The sequence below is a fragment of the Merdimonas faecis genome, from assembly GCF_001754075.1.
Classification (GTDB): Bacteria; Bacillota; Clostridia; order Lachnospirales; family Lachnospiraceae; genus Merdimonas; species Merdimonas faecis.
On record NZ_MIEH01000022.1, the window covers coordinates 23,473 to 39,075 of the forward strand.

General features: G+C 47.4%; 13 protein-coding genes. All 13 read right to left on the reverse strand.

The annotated features are described in order from the left end of the window. Positions 1-28 precede the first annotated feature (28 nt). The 13 genes from BKD12_RS12700 to rsgA all read right to left on the reverse strand — a co-directional run bounded on the left by BKD12_RS12700 (position 29) and on the right by rsgA (position 15,600). Positions 29-1,027 (reverse strand): substrate-binding domain-containing protein, encoded by a 999-nt coding sequence (locus tag BKD12_RS12700; protein ID WP_242872771.1) that lies wholly within the window; start codon positions 1,025-1,027, stop codon positions 29-31. Further along, positions 987-2,855, reverse strand: a complete 1,869-nt coding sequence (locus tag BKD12_RS12705; RefSeq protein WP_070089715.1) for a cache domain-containing sensor histidine kinase — start codon at positions 2,853-2,855, stop codon at positions 987-989. Before BKD12_RS12705 ends, BKD12_RS12700 begins: the two co-directional genes overlap by 41 nt. After that, positions 2,845-4,455, reverse strand: a complete 1,611-nt coding sequence (locus BKD12_RS12710) for a response regulator (RefSeq protein ID WP_070089752.1) — start codon at positions 4,453-4,455, stop codon at positions 2,845-2,847. Before BKD12_RS12710 ends, BKD12_RS12705 begins: the two co-directional genes overlap by 11 nt. Before the next feature lie 167 nt (positions 4,456-4,622). After that, the gene (locus tag BKD12_RS12715) at positions 4,623-6,278 is read right to left on the reverse strand and encodes an ABC transporter permease subunit (protein ID WP_070089716.1); all 1,656 of its coding nucleotides are present in this window, start codon (positions 6,276-6,278) and stop codon (positions 4,623-4,625) included. A gap of 18 nt (positions 6,279-6,296) precedes the next feature. Further along, positions 6,297-7,805, reverse strand: a complete 1,509-nt coding sequence (locus BKD12_RS12720) for a sugar ABC transporter ATP-binding protein (protein WP_070089717.1) — start codon at positions 7,803-7,805, stop codon at positions 6,297-6,299. 114 nt (positions 7,806-7,919) lie between these two features. Continuing rightward, positions 7,920-9,209, reverse strand: coding sequence for a substrate-binding domain-containing protein (locus BKD12_RS12725; RefSeq protein ID WP_070089718.1), 1,290 nt, complete (start codon positions 9,207-9,209; stop codon positions 7,920-7,922). A gap of 192 nt (positions 9,210-9,401) precedes the next feature. Then, complete coding sequence (locus BKD12_RS12730; RefSeq protein WP_070089719.1) at positions 9,402-10,139, reverse strand: DUF5714 domain-containing protein; 738 nt, start codon at positions 10,137-10,139, stop codon at positions 9,402-9,404. Beyond that, positions 10,139-11,317 carry an N-acetylglucosamine-6-phosphate deacetylase gene (gene nagA / locus BKD12_RS12735; protein ID WP_070089720.1) on the reverse strand — a complete coding sequence of 393 codons (1,179 nt, stop codon included), beginning with the start codon at positions 11,315-11,317 and terminating at the stop codon, positions 10,139-10,141. Before nagA ends, BKD12_RS12730 begins: the two co-directional genes overlap by 1 nt. Continuing rightward, entirely contained in the window at positions 11,314-12,186 is an 873-nt protein-coding gene (gene lgt / locus BKD12_RS12740) for a prolipoprotein diacylglyceryl transferase (RefSeq protein ID WP_070089721.1), read from the reverse strand. The genes nagA and lgt overlap by 4 nt, the downstream gene beginning before the upstream one ends. Positions 12,187-12,203: 17 nt before the next feature. Continuing rightward, a complete protein-coding gene (gene ychF, locus BKD12_RS12745; RefSeq protein WP_070089722.1) occupies positions 12,204-13,304 on the reverse strand; it encodes a redox-regulated ATPase YchF in 1,101 nt (366 codons plus the stop codon). 97 nt (positions 13,305-13,401) lie between these two features. Further along, positions 13,402-14,064: a thiamine diphosphokinase gene (locus BKD12_RS12750; protein WP_070089723.1), complete on the reverse strand. Its 663-nt coding sequence runs from the start codon at positions 14,062-14,064 to the stop codon at positions 13,402-13,404. Then, a complete protein-coding gene (rpe, locus tag BKD12_RS12755; RefSeq protein ID WP_070089724.1) occupies positions 14,057-14,719 on the reverse strand; it encodes a ribulose-phosphate 3-epimerase in 663 nt (220 codons plus the stop codon). Before rpe ends, BKD12_RS12750 begins: the two co-directional genes overlap by 8 nt. A 2-nt stretch (positions 14,720-14,721) precedes the next feature. Continuing rightward, positions 14,722-15,600: a ribosome small subunit-dependent GTPase A gene (gene rsgA, locus BKD12_RS16665; protein WP_070089725.1), complete on the reverse strand. Its 879-nt coding sequence runs from the start codon at positions 15,598-15,600 to the stop codon at positions 14,722-14,724. Positions 15,601-15,603 lie beyond the last annotated feature (3 nt).

The following is a 15,603-nucleotide window of genomic DNA, read 5'->3' on the forward strand; positions in this document are numbered from 1 at the left end:
TTCATTCCCCTGTTAGTTATTCAGACTTTTACTGACTCATTGTATAAATAATCTCCTGGTTTTCTTCCGTGAACAGATTCTCCTTTCTGATCACCGTGTGTGTAACAGTACTACCTTCTGCTGATTTAAAAAACCGTCTCAGATTCTCCGCAAGCCTTGTCAGGCTTTGATATCCCACACTAAACTCGTCCGGTACCACCAGACATTCTGCTACACCTATATCCAGATAGTATACTGCCTCCGAAGAGTTTCCAATCCCATATACCAGTGCTCCATGAAGATCATTTTTTGCCGCTGCCTCTCCTGCTGCCGTCAAGCTGCGGTCATCAAGCGCCACGACCAAATCCACTGTCGGCTGAGCTTCTAAACTTTTCCTTCCTTGTCCAAATGCTCCTGAAACCGACCAGCGTACATCAGCTCCAGATTCCTCCAGGCCATCCATAAACCCTTCTCTTCGACTCCTGGTCGCTTCCAACGCTTCTGTCTCCACCGCAATCCCTATGGTCTTTCCTTCCAGATTCCCGTCATATTCCTTTAAGAGCTCTTCTGCCAGAGTTCTTCCCATGCTGTAATTATCCGCCTGTATCACCGGGATTTCAGGTGATTCTTTATCACCCAGCGTCTCAGATTCTACGAGAAGTACAGGGATTCTCTGGGAAATATCCTTTAACATCTCCTCCGTATCTTCCCCTGCTGCCGGCTGTATAATAAGTGCATCCGCTCCGTTATCAATCTCCTGCTCAATGACATTTTTCTCATCTTCCGCAGACATCGCCCCTTCAGTGCCCACAACAAACATTTCAATTTTCTGGTCTTCTGCCGCCATCTTAAGGCCATATTTAAACGCCGCCCACTGGCTGTCGTCAGAGTTTTGTACGATCACAGACACTCTTTCTCTGTCATTGACATTGTTCCCAAGAAACATGATGACCGCCAGTATAATCACCGCCATTGCCAGGGCTGCTTCTATGAGAATAAACATCTTTTTACTGTTTTTCATCTTTCCGATTCTTTGTCTTATTCTCATTTTCTTCCTCCGCAAAAATAGCCCGGCCCTGTTCCAGTATTGTCCGGTTTTCTTCTGTATATGGTACTGCCGGAAGGTGAACAAAGACGGTAGTGCCTTCATCCGGTTCACTCTCGATAACCAGCCCATATGCCTTTCCAAACAGAATCTGGATCCGGTTCTTTACATTTACAAGCCCTACTCCTGATCCTTTCTTCTGCACTCTCTGACTGTCCGTAAGCAGAAGATCCGCTTCCTCTTTCGGCATGCCAATGCCATTATCCTCCACAGCCAGTATGATCCTTTCTCCTTCCAGCTTGCCCGTGATCTTTATCTCTCCCGAATCATCCAGACCACTCACACCATAATTGATGGCGTTTTCCAGAATCGGCTGCAGGATCAGCTTTACTGTACAGTAGGAATATACCGCCGGGTCCACATCAAAGGTAACAGAAAAGGCATTTTTATACCGGATCTTCTGGATATTCATATAGCTTTCCGCATGTTGAAGCTCATCCCTTACCGTGATCACCGTCCGCCCTTTTGACAGACTGATCCGGAAAAGCTTGGCAAGCTGTGAGATCATAAATACAGCCTCGTCATTTTTCTCTCCCTCCACCATCCATGTAATCGACTCCAACGCATTATACAGGAAATGAGGATTGATCTGACTCTGGAGTGCTTCCAGTTCACTTTTTCTCCTCTCATTCTGTTCCCATACGATCTCTTTCATAAGCAGATCAATCTGTTCATAGGACTTTTGGATCGAATAACCCAGATGCCGGATTTCCTGTGAACCGCCGATATAGATACTGGGCTTCTCTCCCGCCTCATACTCCACAACAGAATCGTTAAGCCTTAAGATAGGCCTGGAGATACGTACGGAAATCACCCGGTTGATCACCATGAGCATCATGACCATCAAAAGAATCAGAATGATGATAAAATACCTCAGATCAGCCATTCCGTGGGTAAATGTGGAATATGGAATCACTCCCACCAGTTTCCATCCTGTATAGCTGACGGTATTGACGATAACCTTCCGGTGTTCTCCCCCAAAGTATTCATCATAAACATTGTCATCCCACTGGGCGGCGACCTTGTTATTTTCACTGATGATCCCATCGCTGATCTGTATCTGCTTGGGATGATATATGATCTTCCCGCTGCTGTCGCATAGATAATAATACTGCCCGCTGCTGGTAGAATTAATCTGCGTCATCATCTGCGAGATACCGCTGTAGTCCATGTCTACCAGCAATACCCCAAGCTGTGATTCTCCCCGATTCGTCAGTTCCACTACCCGGCTTAAGGAGATCACCCAGTAATACCGCTGGGTTCCATCGTCAAACAGGTTCTGAATATGAGGAGTAGAAAAATGCATATTTTCCATTTCATCCATTGCCTGTATAAACCATTCCTGCTTCGTAACGTTCGGGTCCTCCTTCTGGGAGACAATCGGTTCCGCCGCCAGAAGGCTTCCGTAATTATTATAGATTACAATACTCCTTAGGTTATCCCGGTTGGCCTCATACAGCAGATTCATACCCTCCTGGATTTTCTCTGACTGGCCAGAGAAATCGTTCTCTTTTACCACATTGTAGTAAGCCACATCCGAAATCTGGCGCATACGGATCAGATAATCCTCCAGATTCTCCCCCGTCTGCTCCATCATTGTCCGGGAAGTATGTACCACTTCCTGACGGGTCGACATGGAGAACCACATATACATGACGATCCCAATGACCATCATGATAGAGATAGAAATCACAGAAAACGCAATCATAAGTGTTGACTGGATCCCTTCCGGCTTTAACTTTTCTAAACGAGCAATATACTTATCTTTCACTTCCTGTATACTCCGTCCTGTACTTTGAAGGTGATACGCCAAACTGTCTCTTAAATACATAGCTGAAATAATTTGGATCTGTATATCCTACGCTTTTTGCGATGGTATAGCTCTTGTCATTGGTTTCCAGAAGGAGGCGCAAAGCCTGTTCCATGCGGTATTCTGTCAAATATCCAATGAAAGATTTTCCCACCTCTTTTTTAAAGACCGTAGAAAAATAGGAATTCGACACGCCCAGCTCCCTGCATACCGTATCCAGCGAAAGCTCCGCCTCAAAATAATGGGTCTGCACATACTCCTTCGCCTTTGTGACAAAAGACTGCGTAGACATACTTCTCGCACGGATCATCTGTTCATGCAGAGAAAGACAGATGTCTATAAGTCTTTCTCTCAGCGCTTCCGGCTCCAGGTCAAGAAACGTTCTGTAAAGATCATCGACTCTTTTCCCAAACGCCTCCATTGAAATGTCGTGATTTGCGGAAAACCGGTACAGCCCGCTCACCAGTTCCATAATCGCAATCTGGTGCCCCTGAAGAGATTGGGCAGGAAATGAATTCTTCGCCAGATATCTGTCGGCAGCTTCCCGCACTTCTTGCTCAGATCCCAGACAGATTCTTTTAAACAGTTCCCCCAGCCTGGTATCATCTGTCGGATTGCCTCCGGCTGTCTCCTGCGGATCGATCTCCCGAATATTAACAGCCCGCGAAGCACCATAGATTGCCCGGTAGGAAACTGCTTCCCTTGCTCCGATGTAGGACTTGGCCAGTTCCAGGACATCCCGGCACACCTTTCCCACTCCCACAGTGACTACCGCTCCGATCATACGGCGGGCATATCTGCAGAATCTGTCACATTCATCCGTCAAGTCTGCCACCTGCCACTCCTCCTCAAACTGAACGATCATAACGGTATTCCCAAGATAAGAGAACGATTTCGCCCGCCACTTTTCTCCAAGCCGTTCCTCCGCCTGCTTTCGCACAGACGTGTCCAGCAGAAGGGGGTTCATGCCTTCCGGCACCTGTCTGGAAGATGTATGGATCACCAGACAGCAAAATAATGGGCCCGCAAACGCGATCTGATAATCCTGGAGATATTTCGGAAGCTCATTTTCCTGGATCCTTCCTTCGATCAGAGTCGAATAAAAGTTTGCCCGCAGAACAGGGAGGGATTCCATATAATATCTCTGCAGAACCTCCACGCTTCTCTTTTCACTGATCTCTTGATCCAGTTTGTTCTTTACCTGAATAAAAACTTCTTTTAACTCTGCCGCGTTGACCGGCTTTAAGATATATTCTTCCACCTCCAGATGGACCGCTTCCTTGGCATATTCAAATTCATCAAAGCCTGTAAAGATCAAAATCTTTGTTGCCGGAAACTCTCGCTTGATCTGCTGGGATAATTCCATCCCATCCATATAGGGCATCTTAATATCCGTCATCACAATGTCCGGCTGAAATTCTTCCACTAGCTCCAGAGCCTTGACTCCGTTACTTGCGTAGCCGATCACGGAAAGTCCAAGCTCTTCCCAGTCTATTTTCTTCATAATGACCTGAATAACTTCTTCCTCGTCATCTACCAACAGTACCGTGTATTTATCCATATTTCTCATTCCTTTTGTTTCTATTTCACCTGCCAAACCTTTCTCATTATACCAAATGCATAAATCCATGTCAGCATTTTTCTCTATCTTCAGCAAATACAACAAAACCAGGTCCGTCTCTGTCCAATGCGGATCTGGTTTTTGTTGTATATTATCCGGTTCACTTATTACTTTTTCTGTACATATTTCAGGCAGTCCAAGGTTACCGCCACAAGAATGATGATACCCGAGAATACAAACTGCAGATTGGTATCAATACCAAGGATTGTAAGAGAATAGGTAAGGGCTGTGAAGATCAGCACACCGACTACCACGCCGGAAATCTTACCGATACCACCTGTAAAGGACACACCACCTACTACACAGGCTGCAATTGCATCAGTTTCCCATCCTTGTCCGTAAGCTGCGGAACCAGAACCAACCATTCTCGCACATTCCAGCCAGGAACCAAATCCATAGAGAATTCCGGCAAGTACAAATGCTCCTACAGTTACAGCAAATACAGAGATTCCTGATACTGCCGCTGCCTCTGGATTTCCTCCGACTGCATAAAGATTCTTGCCAAAAGTGGTTTTATTCCAGATAAACCACACGATCACGATAGCGGCTACTGCCCAAAGGATAATGGTCGGGAAACCATTTACCTTTGGAATAATGATCGCCGGGATCGAAGGCTCGATAGCTCCAAAGGACACTCCCTTGGTCGCATAAGTTACAAGACCGAAGATCATCAGCATATTTGCCATGGTAGAGATAAACGGGTGCATCTTAAACTTAGCAGTAAAGAATCCCGCCAGCGTTGTAAAAAATGTACATAAAAGAATACACATTACCAGCGCCAGAATCATTCTTCCTACAATAGACATTCCTGTAAAATCAAAAATATGTCCGAATACGCCTCCTGTATTGACGCCTTGATGCATAATAATCGTGGCCGTTGTCATGCCCATACCTACCATACGTCCGACAGACAGATCTGTTCCTGCCAGAAGAATCAGGCCTGCTACTCCCAGCGCCAGGAACATTCTCGGCGATGCCTGCTGCAGAATGTTCAACACGTTATTATATGTAAGAAGCGGCGCTCCTTTGACCATCGGTGTAATGACACACAGGGCAACAAAAATCAGGATAATAGCAATATACAATCCATTCTGTAAAAGAAATGCCCTCCGGTTGAATGTATACTTGTAATTCTCCCATTTCTGTGCAGTTGTCTCCAGGAATGTAAATTTGGACATACGCAGCATATCGATCAGATGATATTTATAGGTATATGCAGCATGCCTGCGGTCCTTGATCTGCTGAAGGTTCTGCTCCAGCCCTACCTTCGCGTCAAACTGACGATTTTTATAAACATAATTCTCATCCTTGACCTCCTGGTGGTCAGAAAGCTTTGCAACCGTCTCCTTATGTTCTTTTTCCAGCTCTGCCAGCCTCTTCTGATATGCCGCTTTTGCTTCGGCCTTCTCAGCTTCGCAGCTGGCCTTTACTGATTCATAATAGTCTTTGTCAAAATGTTCTTTGAGATATGCCTCTGCCCTGGCAATCAGTTTGGATATCTCGTCTTTATTCTTTGCTTCTACCGCTTTCGCCGTCTCCAGTTCCTTCTGAAGCTTTGCGATCGCGCTTTCCCGCTCACTCTTTGTCCGGCTCTTATCTCTCCTGATCCCATCAATCTTGTTCTGAAGAGACACGACCTGGTCCGTACCGTCTTCTCTCAAACTGTTGATCTTTGCCTGAATCTCTCCCACATGTTCTTCGATCGGCTGGCGAAGCTTCATTTCCTGCTCAGCCGTCAGAACTTTACTGTTTCCATTTGCCATATCTATCCATCTCCCTCACTATAGGTATTTCGCACTGAGTCTCAAAAGCTCCTCCTGATCCGTTTCTTTGGTATTGACAATCCCGGACAGATGACCGTTGGACATTACGCCGATACGGTTTGTAATTCCCAGGATCTCCGGCATTTCCGAGGAAACAACGATGATCGTCTTTCCCTGTTTTGCCATATTGATGATCAGTTCATAGATTTCATACTTTGCACCTACGTCGATTCCTCTGGTCGGTTCGTCCATCATAAACAACTGTGGTTCCCGCTCCAGCCATTTCCCAAAGATCACCTTCTGCTGATTACCGCCGGAAAGACTTGTGATCATGTCTGAAGGCCCCATACATTTAGTGCGCATGACTTTGATTTCCTTCATTGTCGCCTTCTCCATCTTGGCATCAGAGAGGGCTGGTCCCGTCTTATAGCTGTCCAGATTTGCAATCGTCGTATTAAAGGTCAGGTCTCCTTTCAGAAACAGCCCATTGGCCTTTCTCTCCTCTGTGATCATAGCAAAGCCATGATCCATCGCTTCTTTTGCGCTGTTAAAATTCATCAGACGATTGTTAAAATACACACGCCCTGCCGCCCTGGTGCGCACACCAAAAATGGTTTCCAGAAGTTCTGTTCGTCCCGCTCCTACCAGACCATACAGTCCAAAAATCTCTCCTTCTCTTACGTCAAAGGAAATATCCTGCAAATACGGCTCGAATTTAGTAGACAAATGCTGAACAGACAAGATCACATCCTTTGGCGTGTTGTTTACCGGTGGGAACCGGTTCTCTAGAGAACGTCCTACCATCGCTGCAATCAGTTCGTTCATATCTGTCTCTTTGGAGCTTTTAGTCATAACAAGATTTCCGTCACGGAGCACAGAGATCTCATCACAGATTTCAAAAATCTCATCCATTTTATGAGAAATATAAATCAAAGAAATCCCTTGCTCTTTCAACATCCGCATCATATCAAAAAGCTTTTCCACTTCCTGCACCGTCAGTGAGGACGTGGGCTCGTCAAGAACGATCACCTTGGCATTGTAGGAGATCGCTTTTGCAATCTCACACATCTGTCTCTGTGACACAGACATGTTCCGCATAGGCTGGGTAAGATTGACTGTCATACCCAGTTTTCGGAAAAGTTCGGAAGCTTCTTTTTTCATTCTGCCTTCATCAATGATTCCCACAGAATTGACCGGATAGCGTCCCAGGAACAAATTATCCATTACATTTCTTTCCAAGCACTGGTTCAATTCCTGATGGACCATTGCGATCCCATTTTCAAGAGCATCCTTAGGCCCGGAAAAGCTTACTTCTTTCCCGTCCAGAAAGATTTTTCCCTCATCTTTCTGATAAGTACCGAACAGGCACTTCATCATAGTCGACTTACCGGCACCGTTTTCCCCCATCAGTCCCATGACCGTTCCCTGTTTTACATCCAGATTTATGTGATCCAGTACCCGGTTGCGGCCAAACGACTTACACATGCCACGGATCGATAAGACGATATCATCTTTCTTATCTGCCATTCTTTTTACTCCTGTTCCCATATTGCTATATTAATTTTCAGTAACTCTTTTTAATAAGTTATTAGGGAGAATTTCTTCTCCCTAATAACCCCTTCATTCCTGTTTCAATAACTGTTATTGACTAAGTATTGATGTGTAGGAAGACGCATTATCTGTCTTAACCATGTTAATGGCAAACGCATCATACTGGCTTGGATTTCCAAGACGGTTTGTAATGTTGGACTCTGTCTGTCCGTCACCACCGATGTATTCAACTTCCAGATTCAAAAGATCATCATAGTTCTGAAGCAGCGGCTGATAAGTAGAGCTTAAGAAGTTATCAGAAGCATTGTAGATGTTCAGCCATACTTTCTTCACCGGAGATGCGCTCTCGTCAAGCTGTTTGGAAACAGGCTCGTAAACCTTAGTAGAGTCTGTGAAGTCCTGATAGTTATCTGCGGTAACTGCAACGTTCAATGCATAGTAGGAGCGCTCTTCTTCGCTGTATCTGTATACGTCCTCACTCAGAACATTTCCAGCCTCATCTGCCGTGCCGATACCAGTATCAATGTCTACACCGTCAAGGGCATTACGCAGAACACGAAGTGTCAGGTAAGCCTGTACATCCGCATGCTGGCTGATGGTTCCGCCATAGCCTTCAGCGATAGCTGCTACTGCATCGTTATTAGCATCGTATCCAAAAGTAGGAACTTCATTATCTTTGGACCATGCATTAAACATAGACATTCCCATTCCGTCATTATTAGAAACAACAACATCAATATCCTCTCCAAAAGAAGAAGACCATGTTCCGATCGCATTTCCTGCTGTTGCTGCATCCCAGGTAGCTCCTGCGGAGTTCTTCATCTCCTGTGAAGCAAGCTCGCGGACTACATAAGATGTGCCGTCAACTTCAAGGGTCCCATCCTGTACAGCAGATGCAGAACCATCTGTGTTTGTTCCGATTGGATCGCTGTTGATGTTGCCGTCTTTTTCAACGCCGGTTCCCAGGGCTTTGCGGACACCTCTCGTACGTGCGATAGAATCGTTATGTCCGATATCTCCGATTGCCAGAACATATCCGATCACTCCGTCACCGTTCCGGTCAATAGTATCAATGTTAGCCTCAATATAATCTTTAACCATGGTTCCCTGAAGCTCTGCACCCTGATTTGCATCGAAGCCTACATAATATGTATTTTCATTGAAGTTCAGAGCGGTCGTATCCAGCTCTCCGGTCGAACTATTGGAAGGCTGACGATTAAACCAAACCAGAGGTTTGTCCTTGTTCGCCACATCCCCGCTTGAACTGGAACTTTCCCCTGATCCAGAATCTCCGCTTCCCGAGTCTCCGCTTGAACCGCATGCAGCTACAGAAAGGCTGAGCATTGCTGCGATTGTCAATAAAGCCATCTTTCTTTTCATATACTTTTCTCCCTTCTTTAAAGACTTTTATCGTCCTTTATTGATATTGTCAGTATATCGGAGTTGTCTTTGAGAAAACATAGAATATTTTTGGCTCTACCTTCAAATTTTTAAGATTTTATAATTTCCTTGAAATGGAAAATCAAATGATATTATTTAGAAAAAGATGCCACACGGGCGATGTCGATCAGCTTAACTTCTCGACATCGCCCGTGTGGCATCTTCCTTTGGATGATAAGGACATTTTCCACGCAGACACTGCTGGTTTTCCACATGGAATCCACATTCTATTTTTTCGGGCAGTTCCATTTCTATGCCCAGTTCTTCTTTTGTCATCTGCACGGCTTCTTTTACAGCCGTAAAGGTATCACGTTTACAGCACCTGGGACCGCCGATCTCACCGATGGCGTTTAAAGCTCTGGATGTCATACGGTTGGAAAGCCCCCAGGATTTCCCGCTTAAAGGCGTGGCTTTTGTTATGATACTCATATAGATGCCAGTGCTGACACCTGCTCCGCAGCATCCCCAGAACCCGCACACGCCGCCCGGCACCTGTCCGCCCCGTTCTTTCATTTCCGCAAGCGCCCAGTCAAGATCCACTTCTCCGCCGCTGTTATGATACGCGGCCAGAAGCGCCGCACCTGCCATCACATGATGCTCCGGGCCATGCATATAAATGTACGGATCTGCCATGATCTTCTGCATGATCTCAATAGGATTTCTGGATTTTGTAGTCCGGCACTCCCGCATAACCGCCTCGATGCCTTTTCTGGCATGGCAGGCATCACAGACATAATGCCCGTCTTTACAGGATGCATGGCTTAACTCCCTTTTCCCACAGAAAACACAGGTCATTTCCTTTGCCTCCTGAAAATAAACCAGATCCGCCCCGCAGATCAGGCAGGCTCCGCGTCGTTCTGTTTCTCCCATTACAGCACCTTCCCATCTTTGATCACTGCTTTTAGTTCCAGGTCTTTATCCAGCAGCACCAGATGTCCCTTCTTCCCAGGCGTGACAGAACCGTAGCTGTCGTAGATTCCCAGGCTTTTTGCAGGATTGGCGGACGCACAGGCCACTGCCGTCTCCAGCGGGATTCCCATCTTTTTTACCACCGTCCGCAGGCAGTCCATCAGATTAGTCGCAGATCCTGCCAATGCACCATCGGAAACCAGAGTAGCCCGGTTCCCCACCACATCAACATCCAGACCGCCCAGCGTATATCTTCCGTCCGGCATACCCGTAGCCCGCATACTGTCGCTGATGAGGATCATCCGCTGCGCCCCCATCATCTGAAACGTCGCTCTTACGACCGCCGGATGAATATGCACACCGTCACAGATAAGCTCTGCCATTACCTGCGGGCTGTCTGCCACAGCGCCTACTACGCCCGGCGCCCGGTGTGTAAACGGCGGCATAGCGTTATAAAGATGTACCGCATGACTGGCACCCGCGTCAAAAGCAGCCTTTGCACTGTCATAATCCGCATTTGTATGCGCCAGAGAAATATGGACATCGTCCTTCATTTCTTTCACAAATGCAGCTGAATGTTCACTTTCCTCCGGAGCGATGCCAATAAATTTTACCAGTCCTTCGGAAGCTTCCAGAAAACGGCGTGCGATAGAAGCATCACAGGGCAGAATATTCCGCTCATCCTGCGCCCCCTTTTTCATTTTACTGATAAACGGGCCTTCCATATTAACACCGACCAGATCCGCACGAATTTTGGCGTCCTGCCCGGAAGCCTCTTCTCTTCTATACTCTGCTGCCACAGAAAGGATCCGCACAAGTTCCTCCACCGGCAGCGTCATAGTAGCCGGTGCAATCGCCGTTACGCCAACTGACGCCTCATACTCTGCGATCCTTCCGATTGCCTCTTTGGTGCCATCGCAGAAATCATCTCCCATACAGCCGTGAAAATGAAGGTCGATAAGACCAGGAATCGCATATGCGCCGTCACCGTCAATCACAGTTTCATCCTTTTCCGCCAGGATTCCTTCCCCTCTTCCGGCTCCCGTACAGACTTTTTCAAATACGCCGTCTAAGATTCTGATCTCTCCATCTGCAAATGTCTGATCCTCCCGATATACCTTTACGTTCTTTACGATCATGCCTGTGCCTCCCTTACTTTTTTCTGCTTTTTTCTTCCCCAGATGATCAATATCACCGATACAATAACCAGCGTTCCAGCCAGCACCTGGGATACCGGAATCTCAGTTCCCGGAATCCACAGCTGATCCGTCCGAAGGGCCTCGATCCAGAACCGGCCTGCCCCGTATCCGGCCAGATACAGCAAAAACACTTCTCCATTGAACTTCTTACGTCTGGTGTAGAGAAGCATCAGGATCAGCACCAGCAAACACCAGAAGGACTCATACAGAAAAGTAGGCGACACCTGGATACAGGATACTCCGTCAACCGTCTGTACATGATCCCTCATCATCTGGGTCACGTCAGAGCTTCGTACAGCATCCAGCGGCAGCCGCATGGCAAGAGGACCATTGGTATATTCCCCAAATGCTTCCCTGTTGAAAAAATTGCCCCAGCGCCCGATCATCTGCCCCGTGATCAATCCACATCCGCCGATATCAAGCATCAGTCCCACCGGGATCTTCTTCACACGGGCTACCACAAAGACCGTGATCACCGCCGCGATCACACCTCCGTAGATGGCAAGTCCCCCATGCCGGGTATTAAAAATTTCCAGAAGATTATCTTTATACATATCCCAGGCAAAAATCACATAGTAAATCCGGGCGCCGATAATACCGAAAATAATCCCGAAAATCGCAAGATCAATATAGTCCTCCTGCTTCTGCCCGGTCCTTTTTGCCACCTGGGTTGCCACCAGGATTCCCGCCAGCATGCCGACAGCGATCGTAATTCCGTAATATGCAATATCAAAGCCAAATACAGTCACTGTCTTTCCAACATTTTCCAGGTGAATCCCCAGATTCGGAAAATCAATAAACGTGTGCATCCTCTATCCCTCTTCCCTTATACATTAAAGCGGAACAGCATGATATCACCGTCCTGCACCACATAGTCCTTTCCTTCCAGACGGATCAGTCCCTTTTCCTTTGCAGCATTATGACTGCCGCATGCGATCAGGTCATCATAAGACACCACTTCCGCACGGATAAATCCACGTTCAAAATCCGTATGGATCTTTCCAGCCGCCTGAGGCGCCTTCGTCCCCTTCGTGATCGTCCATGCCCGGACCTCCGGCTCTCCCGCCGTCAGGTAACTGATCAGCCCCAGCAGACGATAGCTTGCCTTTATCAGTTTTTCCAGTCCGGACTCTGATAATCCCAGATCCTCCAGAAACATCTTTTTCTCATCATCGTCAAGCTCTGCAATCTCCTGCTCAATCTGTGCACAGACCACAAACACCTCGCTCTGCTCTGTCCCCGCATACTCCCGGACAGCCTGTACCCCTTCGTTACTCTCTCCATCGTCCGCCAGGTCATCCTCAGCTACATTCGCCGCATAGATCACCGGCTTATAAGTCAGCAGATTATAGCTTGCAAGCCATGCCTCTTCATCCTCGTCTTCCGCACCGTCAAAGGTCTTGGCAAGCTTTCCTTCCTCCAGATGAGCTTTGATCTTTTCCAGAAGCTTCAGCTCCTTTGCAGCTGTCTTATCGTTTCTCGCCACCTTGGTCGTCTTGGCGATCCGCCTCTCCAAAATCTCCAGATCCGAAAAGATCAGTTCCAGATTGATCGTCTCAATATCCCGCAGGGGATTAATGCTGCCGTCCACGTGGACGATATTGCTGTCCTCAAAACAGCGCACCACATGCACGATGGCATCTACCTCGCGGATATTCGCCAGGAACTGATTCCCCAGTCCCTCTCCTTTGGAGGCTCCTTTTACAAGTCCCGCAATATCTACAAACTCTATCGCCGCCGGGATGATCTTCTTTGTGTGGTACATGTCTCCCAATACCTTAAGCCTTTCGTCCGGCACCGTTACCACGCCCACATTGGGGTCGATGGTACAGAACGGATAGTTGGCGGACTCTGCCCCGGCCTTTGTCAGTGAATTAAATAATGTACTCTTTCCTACATTCGGAAGTCCTACGATTCCAAGCTTCATCTATCGTTACATCTCCTCATCCATATATTTTAATACCAGAAAAAAACTCTGGTACAGCAGATACATCTTACCATACCAGAGCCTAAAAGTCCATTGCCTATTCCTTATCCCGGGTCTCCATCAGGATCACGATTCCCGCCCCAAAACTGATCACCACCTCTTCCCCTGCAATCTCGTTGCTGACGCACAGGCTGTTGTACGGAGTCAGCACATGATCATGCAGCGGATATTTCGCTCCTTCGATCGTGAAACCAAACACTTCATCTCCCAGCGGAAAAACCGAAAAGTACGGCCCATATGCCTCACTCTTCTTAATATGGGTTTCCCCCTCTCCCAGAAGAAAGATCCGGTTCTGACTGTCCAGGATCTCGGCATGCACGCCTGCCTTAAACGGAATAGCCAGGGACTGTACATTCGCCCACAGATGATCGATCCGTCCGCCGGTCGCTCCCAGGATTACCAGATCGGTTCCTCCAAGCGTCATGGCAAGGCGGATGGCGATCTCCGTATCAGACGCATCCTTTACCGGGTTGTACTCACGGATACCTGCATGTGTTTCTTCACGGTAGTAATCCACCACCTCTTTTTTTACACTGTCAAAATCTCCGACAATGTAATCCGGCATAATCTGGTGCTGATACAGGAATTCCAATCCCCTGTCCACACCAATGATGTACCCCTCTTTCTGTCCTTCCAGGATCGGAAGGCACACTGATTCTTCCAGCTTTCCGCCGCTTACGATCACAATTCTCTTACTCATAGCTTTTTAAAATCTCCATGAAATTCTTAGTATTCTCCCCGGCATCCCCTTTAAACACCGCAGACCCTGCCACGATGATATTTGCTCCCGCATCCAGCACGTCTTTTACATTCGTAAGATAAATGCCGCCGTCTACCTCAACATCCACAGAAAGCTCCTGCTCCGCGATCATTTGTCTGGTCCGGCGGATCTTGGAAAGGGACTCCGGAATAAAGCTTTGTCCCCCGAATCCCGGATGCACACTCATGATCAGTACCATATCAATCTCTTTTAAATACGGCGCCAGCTCTTCTGTATCCGTTTCCGGACAGATAGAAAGCCCTGCCTTCATCCCGCACTCCCGGATTTTTGCGATTGTCGCATGTACGTCCTCGCAGGCCTCCAGATGTATCGTGATCAGATCGGCTCCTGCTTTCTTAAAGTCTTCGATATAACGGATCGGCTCCTTTATCATCAGGTGTACATCCATCACCTGTTCTGTCGCCCCGCAGATTGACGCAAGCACCGGCATCCCAAATGAAATACTGGGAACGAACATACCGTCCATTACATCAAAATGCAGATACTCTGCCCCGTTTTCTTCCGTCTTTTTCATCTCACAGCCCAGATTTTTAAAATCCGCCGCAAGGATCGACGGCGCCAGTATGTACTCCATACCTAATACCTCCTCTGTCCTTTTAGTTCTTCATAAAACGCTTTATAATTCTCATATCTGGAGGGATGGATCTTTCCCTCTTCCACGGCCTGCCTCACCGCACAGCCCGGTTCGTGGATATGGTCACATCCGTTAAATCTGCAGCTTCCTTCATAAGGCGCAAATTCCGGAAAATAGTACTTCAGATCTTCCTTTTCAAGATCTTCCACGTACAGGGAACTGAACCCTGGCGTATCCATAATGTACGAATGATCTCCCAGTGCGAATAATTCCGAATGTCTCGTAGTATGCTTTCCCCGTTCAATTTTTGTGCTGATAGATCCTGTCTCCATATTGGCCTCCGGCTGCAGAAGATTGATAAGTGTTGACTTTCCCACTCCGGAAGGCCCTGCGATCACCGTAGTCTTCCCTGCAAGCAGTCCGCGGATCTCCTCGATATTGCGCTGCATGCCTGCGCTGGCAAACACCAGCGTACATCCGCAGTCCCGGTAAATGTCCCGGAGTTCCTTAATCCTTTCTTCCGTTCCCAGATCATCCTTATTAAAACACAGGATCACAGGGATTTCTTTCCTTTCCATCATCACCAGAAAACGATCCAGAAGGTGAAAATGCGGATCCGGCTTCGCCACGGCAAAAACCACCAGCGCCTGATCTACGTTGGCCGCCGCCGGACGCACCAGCTCATTCTTTCTGGGAAGGATTTCCGTAATATTTCCCTCCCTGTCTTTCTCATCCAGCACCTCTATCTCCACATTATCCCCCACCAGGGGCTTTCTCTTTTCCTTGCGGAAAACACCTTTTGCCTTACATTCATAAACACCGGATCCTACCACGTCAACGTAGTAGAATCCGGCAATTCCTTTTACGATCTTTCCCTTCATCTG

Bases quoted from the DNA above. Each gene is read 5' to 3' on its own strand.
- BKD12_RS12700 (WP_242872771.1), bottom strand. From the start codon at position 1,027: ATGAGAATAAGACAAAGAATCGGAAAGATGAAAAACAGTAAAAAGATG.
- BKD12_RS12710 (WP_070089752.1), bottom strand. From the start codon at position 4,455: ATGGATAAATACACGGTACTGTTGGTAGATGACGAGGAAGAAGTTATT.
- BKD12_RS12715 (WP_070089716.1), bottom strand. From the start codon at position 6,278: ATGGCAAATGGAAACAGTAAAGTTCTGACGGCTGAGCAGGAAATGAAG.
- BKD12_RS12720 (WP_070089717.1), bottom strand. From the start codon at position 7,805: ATGGCAGATAAGAAAGATGATATCGTCTTATCGATCCGTGGCATGTGT.
- BKD12_RS12725 (WP_070089718.1), bottom strand. From the start codon at position 9,209: ATGAAAAGAAAGATGGCTTTATTGACAATCGCAGCAATGCTCAGCCTT.
- BKD12_RS12730 (WP_070089719.1), bottom strand. From the start codon at position 10,139: ATGGGAGAAACAGAACGACGCGGAGCCTGCCTGATCTGCGGGGCGGAT.
- nagA (WP_070089720.1), bottom strand. From the start codon at position 11,317: ATGATCGTAAAGAACGTAAAGGTATATCGGGAGGATCAGACATTTGCA.
- lgt (WP_070089721.1), bottom strand. From the start codon at position 12,186: ATGCACACGTTTATTGATTTTCCGAATCTGGGGATTCACCTGGAAAAT.
- ychF (WP_070089722.1), bottom strand. From the start codon at position 13,304: ATGAAGCTTGGAATCGTAGGACTTCCGAATGTAGGAAAGAGTACATTA.
- BKD12_RS12750 (WP_070089723.1), bottom strand. From the start codon at position 14,064: ATGAGTAAGAGAATTGTGATCGTAAGCGGCGGAAAGCTGGAAGAATCA.
- rpe (WP_070089724.1), bottom strand. From the start codon at position 14,719: ATGGAGTACATACTGGCGCCGTCGATCCTTGCGGCGGATTTTAAAAAT.
- rsgA (WP_070089725.1), bottom strand. From the start codon at position 15,600: ATGAAGGGAAAGATCGTAAAAGGAATTGCCGGATTCTACTACGTTGAC.